Source organism: Pedobacter jeongneungensis (assembly GCF_000633455.1).
In the GTDB taxonomy this organism is placed as follows: domain Bacteria; phylum Bacteroidota; class Bacteroidia; order Sphingobacteriales; family Sphingobacteriaceae; genus Pedobacter; species Pedobacter jeongneungensis_A.
This window is the reverse complement of record NZ_AYMG01000023.1, coordinates 235,099-260,875: the sequence shown is the minus strand read 5'-3', so window position 1 is coordinate 260,875 and position 25,777 is coordinate 235,099. Positions and strand designations below refer to the sequence as shown.

Sequence of the window (25,777 nt, the reverse complement as noted above, 5' to 3'; positions counted from 1 at the left end):
CATTGATCAGGTTTATTTTTATTTGTAATTTCAGAACACAAACCTAAAACAGAATACTATGAAATTAATTAAAACCTTAGCTTTTTTATTGCCTTTTTTGGCGACAGTTTCGGTCTCTAGTGCACAGCAGATTAAAGATGGAGTAACCGTAAATGTAAATGGAATTGCTGTAACCTATTCGGTTACCAATAAAGAAAAGTTAACTATAAAGGATCAGGATTTCGACCGCTATAAAGTTTTAGCCTCTATAAAAAACAATACCGGCAAATCTTTTAACATCCGTTTGGCCAGTTCATTGGACCTGTCTGGGATCAGTAATTCGAAAATTATAGAATTAGATTGTGTGAATGCCACAGGCGCGAGGTTAACCTCAAAAAAAGTTCAGGTGAGCATGAAAAGTCATTTAATTAATGTCACCTATCCTACAAAAGATAAAGACGGAAAATCAATCACAGCGATTCTGCCAGTTACAGCCGGATACTATTTTGATGAAGGACAGGTAATCGAAAACGATGCGATTTTTATTGTGCCCGCTGGAGAAGTGCCACAGGTGACGGTGAGAAGTTTATTGAAAAATTAAATAGTCCGAAAGTCCGGGGACGGGAGACCGATGACTAATGCCCAAAGCTTAGGTATTCTCAGGTGGCTTAGGTGGTCAAACAATAAAGTTTAGTTTTAATGTTTGACCATTAAGAAATGAAGAACATTGAGATGAAATTTGGATTTTGATTTAAGCAACGGTTTGAACCTTTGATGATTTCAAATAGTTTACCTTAAAGCATTTTAATACTCATCTTCCAATAAACTCACACAATTTTCTGCATTCTTCTTTAATCTTTCATCAAGTGAAGTAATAGCGCCATTATCTTTAAGACTACGGTATAAATTTGTGATAATGGTTTTAGTTTCATCGTCCGGATCGCAGGCTTGCGATTTTTCCAGATATGGCAATGCTTTAAGTGCCGACACTTTATACTGGGCATAAAGCTCGCCATGTGCTTTTAAATCTTTTGCTTTTCCTGCCTCATTCATTTTTGCTCCGATGGCATTACATTTTTTAACGAAAATAAAACCTAAAGCACGGTATGGGACATAATAAGCAGGCGTAATTTTTATAGCTTCTTCATATTGCGGAATAGCCTTTTCTGTTTGCCCGGTTTCTTCATAAAGCCTTCCTAAATGATAACTTACATTGCCTAACTGGGTTTTGCTAAGTTCTGGAGTTCTTTTAATTAGCTCTTCTGCCATTTGGATAACTTTTGGTTTTTCGGTATCCGTCATTCTGATTTGAGAATAATCCCAATAAAGATCTTTAATGCTTTTGTTTTGCGCGAAGCTGATTTGTGTAACTGCTAATGCAAATAAGAGTGTTAATAAGCGTTTGTACATAGGTTATTTATTTTTTTTCGAAGATAGATGAAATTAATTTTTTAGGTGGGCTTTGTAAAAATATATATCAGCGTGATGAAATTAAGGTGCTAAGGTGGAGTAGGTGGTCAAACAATAAAGTGTTTAGTTTTAATGTTTGACCATTAAGAAGTGAAGAACATTAAGGTGAAATTGAGAACTCTTGTAATTGAAGCAGTTTAATTTGAAGCAGTTTAATTCCAGACACCAATTGCTTTTTGTTTCTTCAAAATGCCAATTTTTCATGTTGGTTTAATTTTGATTATGTTGACGATAGTTATCAATTAAAATAACCGTTAGTGTTTATGTACATCTTTAAACTTTATCATATCAAATAATCGTTGTTCCTTTTCATTGTCGAATCCACACGAACTTTTAAATTCTTTTGGGTTTTCATAGGTTCCGAATAACATATCCCACCAAACAATGTCTCCATAATTGTTACTATGTTTTTCGTACTCGTGATGAATGCGGTGCATCTCTGGCCTTTGAAAAATGTAGCCGATCCATTGCGGGGTTTTCACGTTGGTGTGATAGAAAAATTCGCCTAATGCGGTGCATAGGGTGTAAATGGCTCCGGCTTCGGGATTTAATCCTAATAGAGTATAAACTAAGAGGCTTCCGATGATTGAATTTACAGTCATCTCCAAAGGGTGTTTATAAAAAGAAGTAATCACTTCTAACCGTTGAGGGCTATGATGGATCTGATGAAAGCCTAGCCATAAAAAATCTATAGTATGCCTCCAGCGATGCCACCAGTAAAAAATAAAGGTTGCAATGAAGTATGCAATAATTCCACCGAGCCAGTTGGGTACATGATGTGAAAGATGGAATACCGAAATTGAAGAGAGCCATTTTTCCCAGGTAAAGCCTGCCAATACAACAATGCTAAGTTGTATGAAATTAACGCCTAAAACCCTGATGGTCCATGTGGATACATTTGGTAATTTCCAGCCTGGTTTAATTCTTTCAATCAGAAAACAGCATCCGAATACAATAAAAATTATAACTAACATAGATTTGAAATTTATTTATCAAATCTAGAGGTTGGTTGGTTTTTGACTTTTGATAAAAGTCAAAAAAATAAATTACTTTCTAATTCTACTTAACGTTTCCTGCGAGATACCCAGATACGAAGCAATATGACCTAAAGAAACGCGTTGGAAAAGCTGCGGGCTTCGTTTCAATAAAGTCTCATAACGCTCTTTGGCGCTTAGCATCCGCAGTTCATTAGCCTGTATTTCATTACGGATATAATAATACTCCGTAAGTTTACGGCCAATAAAATTAAATTCCATAAACTGCAGGTACATTTCATCAAGTTTTTCGCGCTTTACAGCAATTAAGACCGAATCCTCAAGTGTTTCGATATATTCGAAACTGGGCTGACCAGTAAAAAAACCATAAACAGAAATCAGGAGTTCTTGTTCGAATAAAAACCAGGTATTGGTTTGTTTGCCGTCGTTATCAAGGTAGTACACCCTTGCGCCACCCGATACAATAAAATATATCGTATTGCTGCTTTCGCCGGCATTTAAAAGTGTGGTTTTTCTTTTGATATTAACAACATGGCTATGGTTAACGATGGCAGATTTTAGTTCATCGCTAAGCGGATGAATGGCATTAAAAACTGCAAATAAACTTTGATAACCTTCCGGATAATCCTCTTTTAGCATAGTTCTTTTTTTAATAGGATGCTATCATTAAATCAGGGATCATTTCAAATATAGATTAATTAAAACTAATTGTTAAATAAAAGAATTCTAATGTTAGAATTTTAGAGTTGTCAACTTTCTGGCAAACTGGCTATTAAAGTTGACAACTCCTTTTGTTAATAATTTAAAACCAGCTTATATATCGTTGTTTTAAGTTCTTCGGTATCGCGGTCTTCACACAAAAGAAATGTTGTCGCATGTTCACTTTGATGAAGCAGCGTAATGCCTTCAAACTTATGATGGCCAGAAATTTTATTGCTAAAAGTTAGTTTTAGGTTTTGCAGGTTAATGCTGCCAATAAAACTGCCCAAAATTTCTCCATCAGCATAAGTAGATTTAGTGTCCTCTGCTGTGGCAATGAAAAATATTTCATTTTTAACCAGGGCCGCATCAGTAAAAGATGATTCTACATGATCGATATTGGGGAGTTTAAAACTGTTGAAAGTGAACTGATTTGAATTACTGAGATTTGCTCCTTCGATTTTAAATATGCCATTCTTCGAGTCAACCCCATTACCACGATTAAAAAGTAACCATGCTGTGCCTGTAAAAATTGCACCTTCCAGATTAAAATTCTGATCATCTATTTTGGCAGTTGATTTTAATTTACCGTAAGTTTCGGTTAAATCTTTCTGAATAATTTTTTGAGTTTTCAGGTCAAATTCGATCATCAGGTTTCTTTTGGGCGTAGAACCTGAACCCAAGATGTAGAGCTTATCCTCATGCTGACAAAGAATTTCGAAATCAGGTTTTAGTGCTTTAGGGATATTTTCCAGTTGTTCCAGGTCTTTATCAAACAAGATCTGAATTTTGCGGAGCACTTTGGTCTTGATGTTGTATTCATTCAAATAACCACTGTTATCACCAATGATATAGAGTAAATCTGTATATAGAAATAATCCCGAAGCAGAGCCTATACCTTCAATTTCAGCAAAAACTTCTAGTTGTGTTGAATGCATATCTCAAAATAACAAAAAAGCACCGGTTTTAGCCGATGCTTCCAATTAATTTTATACGATCTATAAGAGACTCCCGACTAAGGACTATTTCTTCAATCCAATTTCCCTCAAGCGCTCATCTAAATACTCTCCAGCCGTCATATCACTATAAGCTTTAGGATGTTCCGCATCAATGGTTGATGGCAAACTGGTTAAATCCATATCGCTGCGCGGGTGTAAGAAAAACGGAACAGAGAAACGAGAAGTTTTCATCAGTTCGCGCGGAGGGTTTACCACACGGTGAGTGGTCGATTTTAATTTGTTATTGGTTAAACGCTGTAACATATCGCCAACATTTACCACGATATCAGTATGGTGTGCTTTAATCGGTAACCACTCATTGCTGCGGGTTAGTACTTCCAATCCATCTGCGCTTGCACCGATTAATAAAGTAATCAGGTTGATGTCTTCATGCGCGCCGGCACGTACTGCATCATCAGGAATAATTTCAGGATTTTCGATCGGGAAGTAGTGTATGCCTCTTAAAATCGAATTTCCGTTATGTACATGTTTGTCGAAATAATTTATCGGCAATTCTAAATAAGTAGCAATGGCACGTAATAAATGCGTTCCGTTCTCTTCCAGTTTTTTATAGATATCGCCCGTTACTTTATTAAAATCTGGTAATTCCTCCAAAACTTCATTATTAGGATATTCGTTTTTAACCGGATCTCCGTCTGTAACTTCCTGACCAATTTGCCAGAACTCTTTTAAATCTGGCGTTTTAGCACCTTTGGCCGTTTCTTTACCTGCGCTGGTGTAACCACGTTGACCAGCCAATTCTGGTTTTTCGTATTTTCTTTTGGTTTCAACTGGCAAAGAAAAAGCAGCTTTAATATTTTCATAAAGCTTATCGATTAATTCCTGGCTTAAACCATGGTTGGTAATGGTAACAAAACCCGAATCGTTAAAAGCCCTGCCCAATTCGTCAGAAAACTTTTTACGCTCTTCTTCAGAACCATTGATGTAGGAACCTAAATCTAAACAAGGAATATACGGTGTAGACATAATTTTAAATTTTAATGTTATACGAATTTAAAAAAGAATTGTTAATAAGTGTATTTGGCTAACGAAATAGCTAATTAAAAATTTGTTAATCAATGTTTTAAGTTATTAACATTAACAGCGAAATCAACAAATTGTTGCGATTGTCACACAAAATCCATTATTGATTTAATGCAAACTACAGCCTGTTTTTTTGCGTATAATTAGATATGAATCATTCAATATACTTGTAAGGTTTAAGAATGATTTCCGACAAATAAATAAAAACACACAAAATGAGAAAAATAATTTTAATTCTACTGGCTGTATTGGCGTTAAACCAGGCCAATGCACAAGGGAAAAAGACAGAAAAAGCAACCTTCGGAATGGGCTGTTTTTGGTGTACCGAAGCAATATTTCAACGTTTAAAAGGGGTAGTTTCGGTAAAATCGGGCTATGAGGGAGGTACTTTAGCCAATCCAACTTACGAAGAAGTATGCACTGGTGCAACCGGACATGCGGAGGTTTTAGAAATTACCTATAACCCCTTGGTGATTTCTTACGATGATTTACTGGAGGTGTTTTGGAAAAGTCACGATCCTACAACCTTAAACCGTCAGGGGGCTGATAGTGGAACACAATACCGTTCAGTAGTTTTTTACCATACACCTGAACAAAAATTGCTTGCCGAAAAATATAAAGCAGAATTAAACAAAACCAATGCTTACGGCAAAAAAGTGGTCACCGCTATTGAAGCGGCCAAACCCTTTTATGTGGCTGAGAATTATCACCAGAACTATTTCAATAAAAATGGAAGCGAACCTTATTGCAGATTGGTGATCCAGCCAAAAATAGATAAACTGGAAAAGATATTTAAAGCGAAGCTTAAAAATTAATAGGGTAAATGAGGTTTATCTCATAAATTAGATTTTGATTAAAACCCGTCACGCTGAGCTTGTTGAATCGCTTACATTAATTTAAGCAGTTCCTTCGACAAGCTCAGGATGACAACACTATATTTACAGTTTCTTATGGTAAAAAGAATTGTATTTAATATCGATACCCAAAAAATTGCCGATGCGGCGATTTTTTATAGAGATATTTTAGGTCTGGATCTGATGATGGATCATGGGTGGATTGCCACCTATGGTGCCGCTGATCAAAAAATGGATGTGCAGATCAGTTTTGCCTCCGAAGGCGGATCAGGTACGCCCACTCCAGATTTATCCATCGAAGTTGAAAATGTTAATGAGGTATTGGAAAAGGTGAAAGCAGCTGGATTTCCTATTGAGTACGGTCCTGCCGATGAACCATGGGGTGTCAGGCGTTTTTATACCAGAGATCCCTTTGGGAAGTTGGTCAATATTTTAAGCCATATAGATTAATTTTAGGCTTTAGAACCATCAGCTCGGTTAGGGTTGCACATATTTAATGCTATTACCATTTATCTGTGTGCATCCTTTTAATTTGTGGTTAAAAAAATTAATTCCATAATCCTTTAGCTTTTTCGAGTAGCTCGCTACCTTTTTTGCCGATTTCCTTCTTGCCGTTTTCTATCGTTGAGGGTTGGGTATATTCACTCACTGAATTGGATAGCGTTTTAAATTTATTGATGCCTGCAAATACTTCTTTGGTGTAAGGAACGCCCTGATCTTTCATCAGTTTTTCCCAGTTTACTTTAGCCAATAGGGCGATCATATATTTTGTGGCTATTTTGCCTATAAATGTTTTATCATACACACCCGTTAAGGCTTTATCAGATTTACGGTCTTTTACGTAAACCATAGTTTGTTGTAAGGCTTCGCGCTCCGAATTGGAAAATAAAGGACTTTGGCTCAATTTTTCTAGTGCCGGAAGCGATTTTTCGGGCTTTTCTTTCTTTAAATTGAGGTATGCCGTAATTCCCCAAACCAATTCATTCTGGATTCCGAGTTTGTTCATATCAGTTAAAAAAGCTTCAAAATCTTCCAGTGATCTTTCCTCATCTATTTTCCGCTCCATCCTCATCCGGTCGAAACCCCTGAAAATATAATTCATGCTATGAAAAGCTACATGTGTTTGCTCGTCATTTAAATTTCCCCAGCCAAAAAAAGATTTGGTGTAAGGCAATGGGATTTTCTCATTTTTATCAAGCCATTTAATGTTTCTCGAAAGGCCGTCTTCTGATAGGTAAAATAAATTATTGCTGAAGAACAAAAAGCCCCTGACAAATTCGAGCAGGGTTTTGATTTCACAATCATCCAGTAGCTCGGGCTGGGTTTTAGCACATTCGTAGAGTGCGAAGGGTTGTCCTAGATCTCTCGTAGTTAATACAGCCATGCTTAAAATGGCATGTTCTATGTTTTGATAATAGGCTTTGTTAAAATCTTTAAAAAAGGAAATGGGGGTTCTCGCCCCGTTATTCATGGCAATAAAACCAGCAGTTAAAAGTGGAAAAACATCTTCATCAGTTTCTTTTACAAATTGTTTAACCGATCTATATTCCTTATACACCATCAACGCGTCAATTACAGAAATATTTTCTTTGCTGTGGCCGTTAATGCTATTCAAAGTTTTAACCACACTTTGTGCCTGTTTACTGAATTTCTGATATTCAGGTTGAGTGGTGTCTTGTACGGCTGTTGAGCGTACGGCTATTTTGGTAAACTTGTAAAAGGTAATTTTATCATAATTAATATTCTCTTCCAGTTTCTTTTTGTCGAGTTCGAGCAGCAGCTGATCGGTTTTCTCTCCGGAACATGCGGTAAAAAATAGTATTGTACCAAAAAGGATTAGTTTTTTCATGAGGTTGATGGCTTTATAAATAGATGGATAAAACTAAGTTTTTCGTCGTGAAAAAAAATAATAAATAGCCGTTTGTTGATATTCGTATGATTTTTTTTGGCTGATTTTGTGTTTTGTTGAAAAACTATTAAAAAATGTCGCCATTTTGGTGGAGGATGATAAAATATGTTACTTATTAGAATAGGTTTTTGAAAGATTGATAACACTGTTCTAATGTTGTTTTAATGTCTTTTTAAAATTTAATGCTTAAGCCTTTAAACTTTGGACTAAACTTTGATAAATGCTTCTATAAAAAGGAAATATTTCTAATTTTTAGGCAATTTTTTTAAGATTTAATGTCCTAAAATTCGTGGGATGTTTAAAATCATTCTAAATTTGTAACTCCTTTAAAGTAAGATGACAAAAAAGAAAAAGACAGTTGGTAAAACTGACGCTGATGTAATTTTAATAGGGGCTGGCATCATGAGTGCAACCCTTGGTGTTTTATTAAAACAATTAGAGCCCAACTTAAGTATAGAAATTTACGAACGTTTGGATATTGCGGCAGCAGAAAGTTCTGATGCATGGAATAATGCCGGAACGGGGCACTCTGCATTTTGTGAATTAAATTATACCCCCGAAAAGAAGGACGGTACGGTTGAAATTAAAAAAGCAGTGCAGATTGCAGAGCATTTTGAGGTATCTAAGCAGTTTTGGTCTTATCTGGTCAATAAAGGATTGGTTTCTGACCCGTGCAATTTTATCCGCAATATTCCCCACATGAGTTTTGTTTGGGGGAAAAAGAACGTAGAATATCTTAAAAAACGCTACGATGCATTAACCCAGTGCGATTTGTTTAGCGATATGCAATATACCGAAGATGCTGAGCAGGTAAAAAACTGGGCACCATTAATTATGGATGGCCGGAAAAAAGGCGAAAAAGTTGCAGCAACTAAGATGGATCTTGGTACTGATGTCAACTTTGGAACTTTAACCCGCGATATGTTTAATAACTTAAAGGAGCAAAGTAACGTTAGCACGTATTTTAACCACGAAATCCGCGACCTGAAAAAGAATAAGGACGGTAACTGGGTCATTAAGGTTAAAGATCTTGAAAGTGGGGATAAACGTAAACGTGTAGCAAAATTTGTATTTATAGGTGCTGGTGGTGGCTCGTTACCATTGTTGGAGAGATCGGACATTCCTGAAGGAAAAGGTTTTGGTGGTTTCCCGGTAAGCGGGCAATGGTTAAAATGTACCAATGAGGAAATTATTAAAAAACACCATGCAAAAGTTTACGGAAAAGCAGCGGTTGGTGCGCCACCAATGTCGGTTCCGCATTTAGATACCAGGATGATTAATGGTAAACAAGCATTATTGTTTGGGCCTTATGCTGGTTTTTCGACCAAGTTTTTAAAAAATGGATCGTTTTTGGATTTACCGAAATCGATTAAATTTAATAACATCCGTCCGATGATTTCTGCCGGATTGCACAACCTCGATTTAACGAAATATTTAATTGAGCAGGTAAGGCAATCGCCAGAAGATAGATTGGAAGCGTTAAAAGAATATTTACCAACTGCAGAGCTTAAAGACTGGGAATTGGAATATGCCGGACAACGTGTTCAGGTAATTAAAAAGGACGAAAAACAAGGTGGTATTTTAGAGTTTGGTACCGAGGTGGTTAGTGCGGCCGATGGTTCTATTGCAGCTTTGTTAGGTGCTTCTCCAGGTGCTTCAACGGCGGTATCAATCATGCTTGATCTGTTAAACCGTTGTTTTGCTGAAGATCTTGCAACTGACGAATGGCAGGCTAAAATTAAAGAGATGATCCCAACTTATGGCAAATCACTTGCCCAGGATGCTGAGCTTTGTAAAACAACCAGAGATAAAACTTCAAAGGTGTTGAAAATAGAAAATACGGTTATAGCTTAAGCTATAACCATTATAATTTTAGAAGGTCTCGATGTAAATCGGGACCTTTTTTATGTTACCTCGGTCTGTGTCCCCACAAACCGAAATCTGATCAATATAATTGTTGTTTCACGAAACGTTCCTACGGAACGACACCAATAATAAAACATTATTTTTGCTACCCATGATGCGTCCCTCTGGGACGGTGCATGTAACGGTATATTTGTTATGTATATTGTTGTACGTCCCATCGGGACGGCTCATAGGTAATATAAACTAATAGGCGTTTTTCGTTCCGTAGGAACGTTTGATGTTTCCCCCACACAGGCCTTTCGGTAATAAACCTGATGGGAACGGCAGCTCCCGATTTTTTTCAATCGGGACTAGAGTGTACAGCAGGACTACCGCAACCGATAACACACAGGACGTTGCTTTTCTAAAAAAAACATCAATCACAAAAAAGGGTATCCAATTGCTTGAATACCCTTTGTCTGAAATCTTTTTTATGGTTAAGCTGCAATCACTTCGGCCACTTCATCGGCAGAAATATCGCTGTGCGAGGCTTCCAATACACAATCTCCGTTTTTAATTAATAAAATCTGTGGCGATTGATGGGCTACCTGAAATAATTCGGCAATTTTGTTCGAAATGTCGCGGTAACTGATCAGGTCTAAAAAGTAAAGTTTTGTATCTGCCGGAATTACATCCCAATCAAATTCGAAATTCTTTTTAGCCATTAAACTAATGGAGCATCGCGTGCTGTGCTTAAAAATAAGGCTAAAACCGCTTGCGTTTTTGATTTCATCAAGCTGTTCTATTGAAGTTAAGTTAACCCAAGTCATGATATGATAAATATTGTTTTACAGGACAACACTTGCAATTGAATAAAGTTCTGCAAATGACCTGAATATGAAGATTGTAGATATGAAGCTTAATTTCTTCTGCGTTTACCTTCTGGATAAGATCCATAGGCAGGACAAAGTTTAGAAGAACAAGATTCTAAAATGGTAATGGTGCAGAACACCGCCAATAATAAGATGGCTACTTTTTTCATCGATCTGATAAATTTTAAACTTCTAAGTTACAAATAATTATTAAAACGCAAGTTTAAATCTGTGCAGAAAAATCGGCCATTTTAATCGCTGTAATTGCAGCTTCATCGCCTTTATTGCCATGTTTGCCGCCTGCACGGTCTTGCGCCTGCTCTAAATTATTGGTGGTTAGCACCCCAAAAATAACCGGTTTACTGTATTTAATGCCAACATTGGTTACGCCCTGCGCCACTGCATCGCAAATAAAATCGAAATGTTTGGTATCGCCCTGTATTACACAGCCTAAGCAGATTACCGCATCAATATCGCTTCTTTTGCTCAACAGAATTTCTGCACCACCGGTTAATTCAAAACTTCCGGGTACCGGTAAAGAAATAATATTTTCTTCGGCAACGCCATTTGCTAACAGGGTTTTTAATGCACCATTGTATAAAGCACCGGTAATTTCGGCATTCCACTCGGCTACAATAATCCCGAATTTATAGTTTGCACCGCTAGGAACGGTGGTATGAGAGAAATCGGATAGATTTTTTAATTGTGTTGACATGGGGCAAAGATAATGTTATGCCGCGAATGTTAAAAACCTTAATGTTTGCTGGTTGTAACATTTAGTTCATTAATACTTAGATTCGTATAAGAATCAGATAAATATCAATCGCTTATGGAATTTAAGCGTTCAGCCCATCTATAGTAAAAACGCAAGCTACCTATGAATATATCATTACGCCTCCCCGCCTTATTTTTTCTCCTCATTTTGATGTCGTTACATGTTTCTGCACAACAAAAATATACACTCAACGATTTTTACAGGATCGATTCTATCGCCAACCTGGCTAAACCCAAAGATGCACTGGCTTTGGTGGAAAAAATAAATGAGCAGGCACGTCAAACGCATAATACGCCTTTGCTCGTTAAATCGGTGATTTACCGGATGGTGTTTCAGAGTTACTTGGAAGAAAATGCTTTTGATAAAATTTTGATCGATTTGCGTAAAGATATTGGCAATGCCAAACAGCCCGAAAAAAGTATTTTACAATCACTTTTGGCCGAAACCTATTGGAATTATCTGCAGCAAAACCAGTGGCAAATTAATCAGCGTACACAGGTACAGGGCGACATTGGTGATGACATTAAGACCTGGAACATTAAAAAATTAAATGATGAAACGGTAAAATATTACTTGTTATCGTTAAAAGAGAGCCAGATTTTACAACAGACGAAAGTAGATACTTTAGATGCGGTTTTAGCCGGGGATAAAAAATACAGAAGCTTTAGACCTACTTTATACGACCTGCTGGCCCACCGTGCCCTCGATGTTTTTAACAATACACAACTAGGCCTTACACAATATGATGATGAATTAATCGACATGAGCAATGCTGATTGGTTTGGTGACAGACAGGTATTTTTAAACATTACCATATCGGCCGATAGCACTTCATTTAAAGCACAGGCTTTGCAGCTGTTTAAAAACCTGATCAGATTTCATCAGGGCAACAGTAATACTTCAGCACTGGCAGATGTGGATTTAAAAAGGTTAAAATTTGTGCAACAGCATTTTACCGGCGACAGACAAGAATTATATTATAACGCTTTAAGTCAGTTGGCGGAGCAAAGTAAAGAAACCGAAGTTTTTGCTGATATTTTATACGAACAGGCCGTTATGCATAAAAATGCACAATTACCGGTTGATACCAATAAACAAAACCTGATTACGGCAGTTGCTTTGGCCGAAAAAGCGATTGATGCTTTCCCTAAAAGCATTGGGGCAGAGAATGCCAAAAATTTAATTGAAGAGATTAAAAGCAGTAGTTTATCGGTTAAGGTAAAAGAATTCGCACAGCCCGATCAACCAAGCCAATTATATCTATCCTACAAAAATACAGATACCGTACAGTTGAGATTGTACCATTCGCCCGAATTTAAAAATGACTATGAACAGTTTAACAATAAGACCGATTTTTTAGCTTTTTTAAGAAAAAATAAAACTGTTAGGCAGTGGGTGATAGCTGTTCCGAAGACCAACGATTTTCAAATCCACACTTTAGTTGATAAAATTGACGCATTGCCTTTTGGCAGTTATACTTTAATTGTGCAGACCATTAACCGCAAGCAGAACGATACCGTTTATAGTAACATCAGTTTTAAGGTTACGGCCATGGCGGTTATTAATAGGAGCAATATTGATAAACACGAATATTTTGTTAGTCAGCTGAATAATGGTGCGCCCTCAAAAAACGTAACAATCAGACAACGGAGATATGATTACAATACCCGTAAATATATTGATGGTGAATTGTTAACTACCGATGGGAATGGTTATGCCAGTACAACCGAAACCCAGGCTGGCATGAGTGCCGCATTGTTAAAGCTTGGTAAAGATGAATTACAGATCAATATCAACAACTATAATAGCTACCGGGATGAGGAAGATGAACGTATAATTTTATTTACTGATAGACCGATTTACCGCCCGGGACAAACCATTTATTATAAAGGGTTGTGTTTGGAAATCCTGAATGGAAAAAATAAAATTGAAGTAAATAAAGCACTTGAAGTTTCTTTTAACGATGCCAATGGAAAAGAGATTACCACAACGAAATTAATGAGCAACGATTATGGCACGTTTCAAGGTTCGTTTACCATTCCAATGGGCATATTAAATGGTCAGATGGAAATCGAAACCGAAAATGGTCGTATTGCCGTACAGGTTGAGGAATATAAACGGCCAACTTTCGAAGTGGTTTTTGATAAAGCCAACAAACATTATAAACTGAATGATAGCATTAAAGTAGAGGGTAAGGCCAGTTCTTTTTCCGGCTATTCGGTGAGCAACGCGAAGGTAAATTATAAAGTTTTCCGCAGAGTGATGGATGATTACAGGCTCAGCTACGAGCAGCGGAGTGTTATTTATGGCTCAAGAATGTATGCTGAAAGAAAACAGGTAGCCATTGGCAAAACGAGCACCAAAGAAGGTGGTAAATTCGAGATTACTTTTTTTGCAAACGTTACAGATACCAGGGCAAATTATAGCTACGAAATTATAGCTGATATAACCGATTTAAATGGCGAAACCCGTTCGAAAACGACTAGCATAAATGTAGGGAAAAAGGATATAACACTTAATATCAGTGCAGAGCAAGTTGTTTATTTGAGCAATAAAACAGATAGTATCTCCTTTTCGGTAACCAATTTAAATAATGAAGCCATTAAGGCTGACGTTAAAGCAGAGTGGAGTTTATTGCAGGCGCCATCAAGGCTGATGAACAAAAGCCTTTTTTATGCCGAAAATTATGCCATGAGCAAGGAAGATTTTATTAAAAACTTTCCTGATGATGACTATAACAATGAACTCGAAGTAGCCAAATGGCCGGTAAAATCAGTAGAGTTTAAGCAAAACCTTAGTGCGAAAAACGGTCGTGGAAATTTAAGTTTTAGTCAGAAAGACCTTAAGCCAGGTTATTATAAAATCAGCTTAACGGCTGTAAATGGACAAAATGATACCGTTAAAACAGATAAATACCTGGTGATTTATCATGCAGTACCTGCGGTAATACAATCAAACATCGAATGGATTACGCCAGAAGTTACTGTGATCAAACCAAACGAAAGCGCTGTATTCCGTTTGGCAGGATTGGCAGAAAACAGTAAGGCCTATTACGAAGTTTATTATCGGGATAGCATAGCCGAAAAAGTGTGGATCAATTTATCGCCAAAACAAACCATTGTTAAAATACAACCAAAAGCCAATTATGAAGCTGGTTTTGCTGTGCAGTTTACCATGGTGCATCGAGGTACCATTTACAACTCCATCCAACAGGTTACAATTGCAGATCCACAGAAAGAATTGAACATCCGCTTTTTAACCTTTCGAGATAAATTACAGCCCGGCGAAAAGGAAAGCTGGAAACTAAAGATCAGTAATAACAAGGGAGAAAAACAAATGGCCGAAATGGTGGCCACACTTTACGATGCAAGTTTGGACAACCTTAAGCAAATGAACTGGAATACCAATCTGCAAACCAGTTTTAATTATGGTTTTTATAACTGGAATTTCAATGTAAACAATGTAGCCAACCCAGGTTATCTATGGTTTTTAAGACAGGATAAAAACTATAGCGTGATTACGCGGGGCTACGAAAACCTTAATCTGTTTGGTTATAACTATTATGGCGGATACAACTCTGGTTACCGGAACTATATCAGCAATTTACAAAGGGCTAAACGAAAAGGCATATCTGCGGAAGCATTAAAAAAACTGGCGGAGCTGGAAAATGGTAAACTAATTTATGGGGTGGTGTTCGATACTCAGGGCGAAATATTGCCGGGTGTACAGGTTCGCGTAGGTAAAATGGTAACCACCACTAATGTTTTTGGTATTTATACCATTGATGCCAAAGCGGGGGAGACACTGAATTTTTCTTTTATCGGATTTAAAAACTATGCTATAAAAATAGGCAGTAAAAAACGGGTTGATGTAACACTGAAAGAAGATGGTACAGCTTTAAACGAGGTAGTTGTGACGGGTTATGGCGTGCAAAAAAAGGAAAATTTAACAGGAGCAGTAATGCAGGTTAGGGGATCTGCTTTAAAAGCGAAGACTCCTGGCTTAGCCGCAGAAGCGATTTATGGCAGTAGATCTGCCGAGGCGATGGTCTTTCCAATAGCAGCTGAAGATAAGTCAACAACGCTACGTCAGGAAATTGAACCGCTTAAAAACTTAAACGTAACCCCTCGCACCAACTTTAACGAACTTGCATTTTTTTATCCGCAGTTATTAACTGATGCCAAAGGCGAGATCTTAATCGAATTTACCATACCGCAAAGTTTAACCCGCTATAAAATGATGGGTTTTGCACATACCAAAGATTTAAGAACAGCATCCATCACCAAGGAGCTGGTTACGCAAAAACAATTGGCCATTGCCATTAATGCGCCTCGTTTTTTCAGAGAAGGAGATACCATTTTATTAAGCGCCAAACTCAATAACCTGGCAGGTAAAAAACTTACAGGTAATGCTAGTTTACAACTTACTGATGCTTTAACAGGAAAACCGGTCCAGGTTTTTGGTACAAATGATAAATCAGAAAAAACTTTTGAAGTGGGTGATGAGGGTAATACTGTTTTAAAATGGACAGTAATTATCCCATCAGGCATTAGTGCCATTACCTATAAAGTTCTGGCCCAAAGTGGCAAATTTAGTGATGGTGAAGAAAATACCATTCCGGTTTTAGCAAATGCCATGTTGATAACCGAAAGTATGCCGATAAATGTGCGTGGCAACACCACCAAAACATTCGATTTCGAAAAACTCGAAAAATCGGGCAGTTCCAAAACCATGCGTAACCAGGGTTTGACTTTCGAATTTACTTCAAACCCGGTTTGGTATGCGGTGCAGGCCCTGCCTTACTTAATGGAATATCCGTACGAGTGTGCCGAGCAAACTTTTAGCCGCTTTTATGCCAATAGTTTTGCAACGGGAATTATTAATTCATCGCCAAAAATTAAAACTGTTTTTGAGCAATGGAAAAACACCAATAATGGCGAAGCATTGTTATCTAACCTGGAGAAAAACCAGGAATTGAAATCGATTTTATTAGAAGAAACTCCCTGGGTACGCAATGCAGATCATGAGAGTGAACGTAAAAAACGTTTGGCTACACTTTTCGACTTAAACAGAATGACTTATGAGTTAAAAGCCAATTTTGAGAAGTTAGAAAAAATGCAGTTTAATAACGGTGCATTCCCATGGTTTAGTGGCATGCGCGAAGATAGGTACATTACCCAACACATTGTTTTGGGCATGGGCCAGTTAAAAAAACTGAAAATGGTTGATGAAAAGGCTTATCCTAAATTTAATGCCATGCTCAATAAAGCAATTATTTATCTGGATGCAGCATTGGTACAAGATTATAAAAATGAAGTGAAAGGAAAATATTTTGCTTATTTGCCGCTGCATTACCTGTTTGCCAGAAGTTATACCGATCAAAAAAATACCAGTGCCGATTTTGTGAAGGCCAAAGATTTTTACCTCAAAAAACTGGCATCCAGCTGGAAAACCTTCGATACCTATCAGTTGGCGCAAACAGCATTGGTGCTCAACAGAAACGGCAATAATGTAGAGGCGAAAAAGATCATTACGCTGTTAAGTCAAACCGCGCAACAAAATGAAGAATTGGGCATGTACTGGGCCACCAATAAAGCTGGCTGGTGGTGGTACCAAAGCCCGGTTGAAACACAAGCTTTATTGATTGAAGCTTTTGATGAAGTAGCCAATGATACCAAAGCGGTAGAGGAAATGAAAATCTGGTTGCTCAAAAATAAACAAACCAACGATTGGAAAATCACTAAAGCTACTACAGCTGCCTGTTATGCCTTATTAATGAGAGGAACTGATTTACTAGCCGAAAGTAATGAACCTGAGATCACCATTGGCGGTCAGAAATTGGCGGAATTGCAACAACCCAATGCTACAAAGGAGACCGGAACCGGTTATCAGAAAATAAGCATTGCAGGTGTAAATGTAAAACCCGAAATGGGCAGGGTAGAGGTTAAAAACAATAACCAAACCATAGCATGGGGCGCACTATACTGGCAATATTTTGAGCAATTGGATAAAATTACATCAGCCAATACCGGGATCAAAATCAAAAAGCAATTATTCCTCCAGAAAGCCAGCAATAAAGGTGACGTGTTAACACCGCTTACTACCAGCAATGTTTTGGCTCCGGGCGATTTATTGAAGGTACGTATCGAAATTTACTGCGATAGAGATATGGAATATCTCCATTTGAAAGATATGCGTTCATCAGGTTTCGAACCCGTAAATGTGATCTCCCAATATAAATATCAGGATGGTTTGGGTTATTATGAAAGTACTAAAGATGCTTCAACCAATTTCTTTATCAGTTACATGCCAAAAGGAACTTATGTGTTCGAATATCCATTAAGGGTTACGCATGCAGGGAATTTTTCGAACGGGATTACCAGTTTGCAAAGCATGTATGCGCCAGAGTTTACCACACATTCTGCAGGGATAAGGGTAAGTGTAAAATAAATGGGTTACAAACCTCGCAGGTTTTTAAAACCAGTGAGGTTTAAATCTACATATTACTTAAATGCACTCAGGTGACTTAGGTGGTCAATATTTTTTTGTAAAAGCAGGGTTCTGCATACTTGGCTTGTAACAGTCCTGCTATCCGGCCTGGCAGATTTTCGCCGGAAAAAGCACGGAAATCTTTGCACCTCCCCATCATAACCCCACAACCTAAGGCAGGATCAAAGCGGGAACGTTGAGATAAGCAAGGGTAAGAGCCTCGATGCTGCCGCAATTAAGATTTCCATAGGTTTTTATAAGAAAGGATGCAAGCCTTGGGTTTTTGTTTCTTTTGGGCCAAGCCAAAAGAAAGAGCCCCTCGGCGGCGGTGAGCCGAGGCAAGACTGCGCGAAGGACAAGAAAATAGTAAGTGCATTAAGATTCCCGCATCCGCGAGAATGACGACCGTGTTAGAAATTATCCCTATACATCATGCTATCTGCCCCCTGCTCCGCTTCACTTGGTTTGTGCCTCACCTACGGGTTTTACGCTACTATCAGGTTTATTTAACCATGGTTCTGCATTTCATATCACTGTTCCATACCCCGCAGATTTCGAAAACCTGCTAGGTTTAAATAGCATTAAGTAAGTTGTATTCCACCATAAGTGGCTCCAATGGGTATAATTTTATCTCCTATCCAAATTTGGCTGCGGTCAAATTTGGATACTTTGTTTTTGGCCACAATAAAAGCCCGGTGGCAGCGGATAAAATCTGTTTTTGGCAACAATTCAGCCAGGTCATTTATGGTGATGCGCGAGCTTAATAATTTATCCTTAAGCTGGATTTGGGTGTAATTTCCCGAGGCTTCCACATAGCAGATTTCGTCTAATTCAACTTTAATTTGTTCATAACCATCTTTTACAAAAATGTATTCCGTTTTTGCTTCCAGTTTCTGGCCACGCAGGTTAAAGAGTTCCTGTGCTTTATTGCAGGCCTTCAAAAAACGCGAAAGTGAAAAAGGTTTTAACAAATAATCAACAGCATCAAGTTCAAAACTTTGTACCGCATGTTCGGTATAGGCTGTGGTAAAAATAACCATGGGCGGTTTACTTAAACTCTTTAAAAAATCAATGCCGCTAATGTCAGGCATTTTGATATCCAGAAAAATCAGGTCAACCTTGTTATGCTGAAGATAACTGATGGCCGCAAAGGCATCGGTAAAAGTTTCCTGCAATTCTACAAACGGAACTTTTGAGGCATGCGATTTTATAATATCAAGTGCAATCGGTTCATCATCTATAGCAATGGCAATCATTTTTTATTTGTTCTATTTATTTTTTCTGTCATGCTGACGAAGGAAGCATCTCCAGCCGACTGGCACTAATGTAACGACGTTTGCTTCTTGGTTTGCTGTAATTTCAAACCAGTTTTCATCGTTAAAAGATCCTTCATTGCATTCAGGATGACAGGCATCTATTTAAATTCAATAATAAGAATTTTTAACAACAAATCGTCTTCGTATTGTGCTCATTTAGCTGCTATTAGAAAAGTACGTCTCTAATCCAACTGCAAAGTTAAATGAACAAAAAACTCATTTGCACTCTCGCGGATAATCAGTTCATGTTTTCCGTAGTAAAGCAATGATAAACGTTGCTTAACATTTTCGAGTCCGATACCGCTTTTCAATTTTTCGGGATCGTTATCTGCTTTGATGTAAATGCTGTTACTCACGTCGAAATATAAAGTCTTTTCTTTAGTTTGTAACGTAATTTTAATATACGATGGCTGTTGCAAACTAATCCCGTGTTTAAATGCATTTTCGATAAAGGGGATTAATAGCATTGGCGTAATCTGCAAATTGTTTAATTGTTCTTCAATATGGGTGTCAATCCTGATATCGGCAGAGCGCGAAGTACGCAGCTTTTGTAAATCGATATAATTGTTCAGGTATTCTACTTCGCGAGTTAATGAAATTTTGTCCTGGGTATTCTCATGGAGCATAAAACGCATCATATCGCCCAGTTTCTGTATGCCTTCACCCGTTCTTTCTGCATTTTCCTGTAAAGCCGTTCCAAACAAGGTATTTAAAGCATTAAACAAAAAGTGTGGATTGATCTGCGATTTTAAGAAATTCAGATTCGCATCCGATTTGCCCAGCTCTGTTTTCAGCATTTGGATTTCGCTCAGTTTTTCAAATTTATGTTTGTAAACATACCAGGCTGATGGTGTGGTGATGCAGATTAAACATATTGCATTTAAAATTAGCGTAATTGGCACAACTGCGCCATTGCGCATGAAAGGAATAAGGACAATCAAGAGAAGGAGTGAGATAATAATGGTTATGCCAACATTGCCCCAAAAATACCGACCAAAGCCTTTAAAATCCTTTCTGAGGTTTGGAATGATATAATAAATGGCACAGAAGGCGGTAAAAATATTTACCGGTGGCACAATACTCCAGATTACCAATAACTCATAATCTATCTTCACAGAAAGTACTGCAGTGAAGATCATAAGCGTAATCAGCCAGATTTTTGTACTCACAAATATCTCTGAAACAATATTTTTATTATAACTCTTTAAAAAATGAATTCTATTAAAAAGCTCCATGCCACGCTCGTTAAAATAGGCGTAAGCGTTAAAAAGCAGGTAGATGAAAAATATATAGGTAAAAGCTTCCCCAAAAAATATGTCGTAACCGCGGTCCATATCATCATATTCCACCAGACGATAAGCTTCCGAATAGGTATTGGCTATCATCCATCCAATTATAGAAAACGCGGTAACGGCAATGGTCATGATCAGATTCATCGTAACATTACGGCCTTTTGCCAGCTGTGGCATTGAAACAAAATTGAAAAGCAAAAAACTGAAGTAAATGATACTGATCTTAAATATTTCAGGAAGGAAGAAATTAGTTACGATGCTGTAATCGACCACATTTTCCGAAAAACGATACGAACCGCCACCGCCATAAGTAGTTTGTGTGCAAATGCTGATCAAAGCAAGGATGAATAAGGTAGTAGAGATCCAAAACTCAAGCTGGTTGATGTTTTTAGATTTGATGGCAGATGAATTACCTGAAAGAATTTCCATTTTGTTTTAATTAATGATACAATTTTACAAAGAGAATCGGCTAGAATATTTAAAATGTGACAGATGGTGCAAAAAATGTGACGAACGAATAGGATTTATAGGATTGCAGGATTTTAAGATCAGGTAAGCAATTTCATAATCGTGCAATCTGATGTTACCATCTGACTGTTCGCAAAATCAATAACAAGTTAATAATTCAACCTTGTGTCAGATAGGAATATCTGACACCACTAATGATGATCAGGATTTATAGGATTGCAGGACTTTAAGATCAGGTAAGCAATTTCATAATCGTGCAATCTGATGTTACCATCTGACTGTTCGCAAAATCAATAACAAGTTAATAATTCAACCTTGTGTCAGATAGGAATATCTGACACCACTAATGATGATCAGGATTTATAGGATTGCAGGATTTTAAGATCAGGTAAGCAATTTCATAATCGTGCAGTCTGATGTTACCATCTGACTGTTCGCAAAATCAATAACAAGTTAATAATTCAACCTTGTGTCAGATAGAAATATCTGACACCACTAATGTAATATCCAACACCACGGATAAACAATTTTACTATCTTTGAAATGGATTGCTGGGATTGGTTTCTCCATCATCTATTATACATTTTCCATCTTACATTATTACAACTCAATATGACCGTTTACGGAATTCCAAATTGCAATACAGTTAAAAAATCGCTCGATTGGTTAAAAGCACATCAGGTAGATTTCGAATTTCACGATTTTAAGAAAAAGGGCATAACCGAAGAAAAATTAAATGAATGGTGTAATACTTTTGGCTGGGAAACCGTTCTGAACCGAAAAGGTTTAACCTGGAAAAAACTGACTAAGGAGGAGCAGGCCAAAATCGATAATCAAGCATTGGCAGTTGCTTATTTAAAAGAAAATACGAGTGCCATAAAACGCCCGATTATTGAACAAAATAACAAAGCCATATTAATTGGATTTGACGATGACAATTATTTAAAAACACTAGCCTAATTCATTTGTTCTAATGTTAAAGTTTGTTAAATGCAGATTTTAAATGTCGAACTAAGTTACTTTTGAGTATGTACAAACTGATCATTTTTCTATTGCTTGCCTTACCTATGGGCGTTTTTGCACAAACGGTAACTACGGGTACAGTTTTCGATTATTCGAAAAAAACACTCTCACTGCCTGGTGTTTCCATCAGAAACCTGAACAGTAAAAAATCTACCAGTACCAACAGAGAAGGTAAATATACCATCGCAGCCAACATTGGCGATCTGATTGAGTTTTCTGCTGTAGGATACCATAGCGATACGCTTTATTTAACCAATCTCTTAAACAGGACTATATATCTTCCCGTAAAATCGAACAGTCTAAAAGATGTCGATATTACAGCGGTGCGCATGAACAGCCAGGTAACCGATGCTAAAGATCCCCTGGCAGAAAAATATACTCTGCTTAATACCGGTGGTAACCTAAACCGTAAGCGTATGACCGATAAGGTTGGAGGCTTAAACCTGAATTTAGGTTATGGTAAATATAAAAGACAGCAGCGTAAGGAAGCCGATTTAGAAGAAAAGGAAATGTACCAGGATGAAATCGACGAAAATTTTACGCCAAAGACCATAACCGATCTGACCAAACTGGAAGGCGAAGAACTTAAAAATTTTATGATCATTTATAGGCCGTCTATTGAGGCTGTAAAGGCTGAAAGACCGTTTCGCTACGCTTTTTATATTTCACGTGCCTTTGCAGCGTGGAAAAAGTTATCGCCGCAGGAAAGAAAATTGCAGGATCTGCCAAAATTAAAGGCGAATTAAGCTTATTTAATAAATATTGATCATATAGTAACCATAATTGGTAACATTATAACCACATATAAATCTATATGTGGTTATTTTTTATATTTACCGCTGTATTACAACCTTATTATGATCATGAAATTGACTAAACTGATTAATTTTGGTTTGGTTTGTTGTGTTTTTGCTTTTTCAGCATCTGCTCAACAGGCTACAACCCCTGCACCAGCAACCAATTACAATCCTGCTGATGCCTTTGGACCACTATTTTACACACAAAACGGAAATGAATTCCGGTCGGCAATTGGCGCACCAGGGCCAAAATACTGGCAAAACCATGTTGATTATAACATTACCGCCAACCTCGACGAAACCAAGAACATGGTGAGTGGTACAGTTACCATTACCTACAAAAATAACAGTCCCGATAAGTTGCCTTATTTATGGTTACAATTAGATCAGAATACTTTTAAAGAAACATCACGTGGTTATGCCATTACCCCTTCGCGTAGCCGTTATGGCGCACAAGGCGAAAAATTTGATGGGGGGTATAAAATCCAGAACATTAGCGTAGCACAAAAGGCAGGTGCGGTAAAATTCACTTCTATAGTTGAAGATACCCGTATGCAGATCCGTTTAGATCAGCCTTTGGCCCCTAATGGCGATTTGGTAACCATCAAAATGGATTACTCATACATCGTGCCTAAAGAAGGATCGGACAGAACAGGTCATTTAACTACAAAAAACGGTGAAATTTTTGCCATTGCACAGTGGTTCCCACGCATGTGTGTGTATGATGATGTAATCGGTTGGAATACTTTGCCTTATTGGGGCGGTGGTGAGTTTTATTGCGAATATGGCGATATCAACTTTGCCATTACTGCACCTGCAAGCCATATCGTTATGGGATCGGGAGAATTATTAAACCCTGCTGAAGTTTTTACTGCAGAGCAGTTAAAAAGATGGAATGCAGCTAAACTGAGCGATGCTACTGTACATATCCGTAGCGAAGCAGAGGTAACTGATCCGAAATCACGTCCGGCGAAAGATAAACTAACCTGGAAATTTAAAATTACCAATGCACGCGATGCGGCCTGGGCTTCATCAAAAGCATTCGTTTTAGATGCTGCAAGGTATAAATTGCCAAGTGGTAAAACAGGTTTGGCTGTGTCTGCACAACCTGTAGAAAGTAATGGTGTTGATTCTTATGGTCGTGGTGTAGAATATGTAAAATCTACCATCGAACATTATTCATCAAAATGGTTCGAATATCCATATCCAATGGCTGTTAACGTGGCTACCAATATTGGTGGTATGGAATATCCTGGTATTGTTTTCTGTGGCTGGACTGCTAAAAAAACCGGCGCATGGGGAGTAATTGATCACGAATTTGGTCACACCTGGTTCCCGATGATCGTGGGTTCTAACGAGCGTAAATATGGCTGGATGGACGAAGGTTTTAACACCTTCATCAACGGTATTTCTAAGAAAAACTTTAATAATGGTGAATACGCTACTCCTCCGGCTGATTTACACAAAATTGGTAAAAGTATTATTGGTAACCCGATTTACGAAAATATTATGCAAATGCCTGATGGTATGACCGAGAGAAATATTGGCGTTAACTTATACAGTAAACCAGGATGGGGCTTGGATATTTTAAGAAACCAGATTTTAGGCGAAGACCGTTTTGATTATGCTTTCCGCCAGTACATTAAAAACTGGGCATTTAAACATCCAACACCGTTTGATTTCTTCCGTTCGATGGAAAACGGAGCAGGTGAAGATTTAGCCTGGTTCTGGAGAAGCTGGTGGTTAAACAGCTGGAAAATGGATCAGGGCATTGCTGTGGTTGAACAGGTTAAAAAAGACGATAAGTTGGTAGGTTATAACATTAAAGTTGTCAACTTAGAGAAAATGCCAATGCCGATTATCCTTCAGATTAAAACCAAAAGCGGAAAAACAGAGATCGTAAAAGTTCCGGTTGATGTTTGGATGAAAAATACAAGCTGGTTGGTTCGTTTCCCAACAACTGAAGAAATTGAATCGGTTACTTTGGATCCGGATAAAGTATTGCCAGATTCGAATCCTGATAACGATACATGGACCGCTACGGGCAACTAAGCTTACCTTAAATAATTCCAGACCTCCTGATATTAAAAGATCAGGAGGTTTTTTATTGCAAACTGCCGACGGTTTACGGAAAACTATCAGATAATTTAGCAGGCATAAATTTACAGATATGGAAAAACCTAGTTTAGAAATTACCAATCCCGCTGGCATATACGATCCCCGTCCGCATGGATATTCCCACCTCGCCTCCGTTTCTGCAAATGGTCAGCTGGTATTTGTTGCCGGTCAGGGCGGTAGCAGAACAGATGGCATTTTAAGTGATGATTTTAGGACGCAGGTAAGCATTGTTTTCGAAAATATTGCCTTAGCTTTAAGGAGCAAAAATTTAGCCATGGCCAACATTGCAAAACTGACTACTTTAGTAGTAGATTATGATGAGGCTAAACACGAGATCCTGATCGAAGAATCGAATAAAATATGGCCTGATCAGAAATTCCCGGTAAATACGCTTATTCCGGTACAAAGGTTGGCCTTAAATGGCATGCTGATTGAAATTGATGCTACGGCTGTTGGTTAATTTATAAACCCGGTTACCATTATTATTAAACTGGTATTGTTTTGGAAATGAAGGGTTGTGTTCTCTTAGCGGTTTTCAGTCCCGCTTTCCGTTTGTAGTGCCGGCTTGAAGCCGGCAGCTACCACTTCATCCGATAGCTATCGGATCGGGTTTAGAAACATCGGTCCGATACCTTTGGCGAGATGCCGGAAGCAGGCTGTTCATCCTAAACCTGACAGTAGCGGGCATCCCGATAAAATCCAATCCTGTGGGCACATCTTTTTTAAGAATAGTTTAGGCATTTTGCTAACTAACTTTAATACAGCACGGATTTTAACCAAGGACGCTGTCAATCCCAAGAGCCGGGGAAATCAAAAAAACAGTTGCAGTTCAGG

20 protein-coding genes are annotated in these 25,777 nt (G+C 37.8%); 9 read left to right on the top strand and 11 right to left on the bottom strand.

Annotated elements, in window-relative coordinates:
* Positions 1-58 precede the first annotated feature (58 nt).
* Positions 59-580 (top strand): hypothetical protein, encoded by a 522-nt coding sequence (locus U859_RS0121010; RefSeq protein WP_025145268.1) that lies wholly within the window; start codon positions 59-61, stop codon positions 578-580.
* 203 nt (positions 581-783) lie between these two features.
* On the opposite strand, the gene U859_RS0121005 is transcribed toward U859_RS0121010, so the two are convergent.
* The 5 genes from U859_RS0121005 to U859_RS0120985 form a co-directional block, all read right to left on the bottom strand.
* Complete coding sequence (locus U859_RS0121005) at positions 784-1,389, bottom strand: tetratricopeptide repeat protein (protein WP_025145267.1); 606 nt, start codon at positions 1,387-1,389, stop codon at positions 784-786.
* A gap of 314 nt (positions 1,390-1,703) precedes the next feature.
* A complete protein-coding gene (locus U859_RS0121000; protein ID WP_025145266.1) occupies positions 1,704-2,423 on the bottom strand; it encodes a sterol desaturase family protein in 720 nt (239 codons plus the stop codon).
* A gap of 72 nt (positions 2,424-2,495) precedes the next feature.
* A complete protein-coding gene (locus U859_RS0120995) occupies positions 2,496-3,083 on the bottom strand; it encodes a Crp/Fnr family transcriptional regulator (protein WP_025145265.1) in 588 nt (195 codons plus the stop codon).
* 155 nt (positions 3,084-3,238) lie between these two features.
* The gene (locus U859_RS0120990; RefSeq protein WP_025145264.1) at positions 3,239-4,081 is read right to left on the bottom strand and encodes a DUF6929 family protein; all 843 of its coding nucleotides are present in this window, start codon (positions 4,079-4,081) and stop codon (positions 3,239-3,241) included.
* 84 nt (positions 4,082-4,165) lie between these two features.
* Positions 4,166-5,128 (bottom strand): isopenicillin N synthase family dioxygenase, encoded by a 963-nt coding sequence (locus U859_RS0120985; RefSeq protein WP_025145263.1) that lies wholly within the window; start codon positions 5,126-5,128, stop codon positions 4,166-4,168.
* Positions 5,129-5,400: 272 nt separating this feature from the next.
* Here U859_RS0120985 and msrA point away from each other — a divergent pair, with 272 nt between their 5' ends.
* Both msrA and U859_RS0120975 read left to right on the top strand, forming a co-directional pair.
* Positions 5,401-6,000 (top strand): peptide-methionine (S)-S-oxide reductase MsrA, encoded by a 600-nt coding sequence (msrA, locus tag U859_RS0120980; protein WP_025145262.1) that lies wholly within the window; start codon positions 5,401-5,403, stop codon positions 5,998-6,000.
* 135 nt (positions 6,001-6,135) lie between these two features.
* Complete coding sequence (locus tag U859_RS0120975) at positions 6,136-6,489, top strand: VOC family protein (protein WP_025145261.1); 354 nt, start codon at positions 6,136-6,138, stop codon at positions 6,487-6,489.
* 97 nt (positions 6,490-6,586) lie between these two features.
* Here U859_RS0120975 and U859_RS0120970 read toward each other — a convergent pair whose 3' ends face one another.
* Positions 6,587-7,888: a hypothetical protein gene (locus U859_RS0120970; protein ID WP_025145260.1), complete on the bottom strand. Its 1,302-nt coding sequence runs from the start codon at positions 7,886-7,888 to the stop codon at positions 6,587-6,589.
* 396 nt (positions 7,889-8,284) lie between these two features.
* Here U859_RS0120970 and U859_RS0120965 point away from each other — a divergent pair, with 396 nt between their 5' ends.
* Complete coding sequence (locus U859_RS0120965; RefSeq protein ID WP_025145259.1) at positions 8,285-9,802, top strand: malate:quinone oxidoreductase; 1,518 nt, start codon at positions 8,285-8,287, stop codon at positions 9,800-9,802.
* 488 nt (positions 9,803-10,290) lie between these two features.
* Here U859_RS0120965 and ytxJ read toward each other — a convergent pair whose 3' ends face one another.
* The 3 genes from ytxJ to ribH form a co-directional block, all read right to left on the bottom strand.
* Entirely contained in the window at positions 10,291-10,623 is a 333-nt protein-coding gene (gene ytxJ, locus U859_RS0120960; RefSeq protein ID WP_025145258.1) for a bacillithiol system redox-active protein YtxJ, read from the bottom strand.
* Between the two features lie 89 nt (positions 10,624-10,712).
* Complete coding sequence (locus U859_RS32520) at positions 10,713-10,835, bottom strand: hypothetical protein (protein ID WP_255420130.1); 123 nt, start codon at positions 10,833-10,835, stop codon at positions 10,713-10,715.
* Between the two features lie 53 nt (positions 10,836-10,888).
* On the bottom strand, positions 10,889-11,380 hold the full coding sequence (gene ribH, locus U859_RS0120950) for a 6,7-dimethyl-8-ribityllumazine synthase (protein ID WP_025145257.1): 492 nt from the start codon (positions 11,378-11,380) through the stop codon (positions 10,889-10,891).
* Positions 11,381-11,542: 162 nt separating this feature from the next.
* Between ribH and U859_RS31265 the strand changes: the two genes are divergently transcribed.
* Positions 11,543-17,890 (top strand): alpha-2-macroglobulin family protein, encoded by a 6,348-nt coding sequence (locus tag U859_RS31265; protein ID WP_084153121.1) that lies wholly within the window; start codon positions 11,543-11,545, stop codon positions 17,888-17,890.
* Positions 17,891-18,510: 620 nt separating this feature from the next.
* Here the strand turns inward: U859_RS31265 and U859_RS0120935 are convergent.
* Both U859_RS0120935 and U859_RS0120930 read right to left on the bottom strand, forming a co-directional pair.
* The gene (locus U859_RS0120935; RefSeq protein WP_025145255.1) at positions 18,511-19,185 is read right to left on the bottom strand and encodes a LytR/AlgR family response regulator transcription factor; all 675 of its coding nucleotides are present in this window, start codon (positions 19,183-19,185) and stop codon (positions 18,511-18,513) included.
* Between the two features lie 242 nt (positions 19,186-19,427).
* Positions 19,428-20,966 carry a sensor histidine kinase gene (locus tag U859_RS0120930; protein WP_025145254.1) on the bottom strand — a complete coding sequence of 513 codons (1,539 nt, stop codon included), beginning with the start codon at positions 20,964-20,966 and terminating at the stop codon, positions 19,428-19,430.
* Positions 20,967-21,617: 651 nt separating this feature from the next.
* Between U859_RS0120930 and U859_RS0120925 the strand changes: the two genes are divergently transcribed.
* The 4 genes from U859_RS0120925 (at position 21,618) to U859_RS0120910 (ending at position 25,403) form a co-directional block, all read left to right on the top strand.
* On the top strand, positions 21,618-21,965 hold the full coding sequence (locus U859_RS0120925) for a Spx/MgsR family RNA polymerase-binding regulatory protein (RefSeq protein WP_025145253.1): 348 nt from the start codon (positions 21,618-21,620) through the stop codon (positions 21,963-21,965).
* A gap of 68 nt (positions 21,966-22,033) precedes the next feature.
* The gene (locus U859_RS0120920; RefSeq protein ID WP_025145252.1) at positions 22,034-22,774 is read left to right on the top strand and encodes a carboxypeptidase-like regulatory domain-containing protein; all 741 of its coding nucleotides are present in this window, start codon (positions 22,034-22,036) and stop codon (positions 22,772-22,774) included.
* A gap of 117 nt (positions 22,775-22,891) precedes the next feature.
* The gene (locus tag U859_RS0120915; protein WP_025145251.1) at positions 22,892-24,877 is read left to right on the top strand and encodes a M1 family metallopeptidase; all 1,986 of its coding nucleotides are present in this window, start codon (positions 22,892-22,894) and stop codon (positions 24,875-24,877) included.
* A 118-nt stretch (positions 24,878-24,995) separates the two neighbouring features.
* Positions 24,996-25,403 (top strand): RidA family protein, encoded by a 408-nt coding sequence (locus U859_RS0120910; protein ID WP_025145250.1) that lies wholly within the window; start codon positions 24,996-24,998, stop codon positions 25,401-25,403.
* Positions 25,404-25,777 lie beyond the last annotated feature (374 nt).